The sequence below is a fragment of the Pantoea sp. GbtcB22 genome, from assembly GCF_019091025.1.
Classification (GTDB): domain Bacteria; phylum Pseudomonadota; class Gammaproteobacteria; order Enterobacterales; family Enterobacteriaceae; genus Pantoea; species Pantoea leporis.
In genome coordinates, this window is record NZ_JAGXKB010000943.1 from 1 (window position 1) to 232 (window position 232).

1 protein-coding gene is annotated in these 232 nt (G+C 50.9%); it reads right to left on the reverse strand.

Translation table 11 applies throughout. The features are described from left to right. On the reverse strand, nucleotides 1–232 hold a 232-nt coding region (locus KVT28_RS27115; RefSeq protein ID WP_368734950.1), incomplete at both ends, for an endonuclease/exonuclease/phosphatase family protein.

Below are 232 nucleotides of genomic sequence, written 5' to 3' on the forward strand. Positions count from 1 at the left end.
TTTTTCACTTCCGGCGACGGAAATATCGCGGTTTTCATATTCCACGATGGGAAAGCGTGACAATATCGCGTTCCCGTGATGTCCCTGGGGATAAACCGCGTTGCGGCCATAGGCAAAATCGTTCCACATGGTATCGGCCAGAAATTCGTAATGGGAGGTTTGCGGCCAGTTTTCAATGTGCAGCGAATGGATGGCGTGGGTACCCATTACCTCTTGCAGGAAGACGATATCC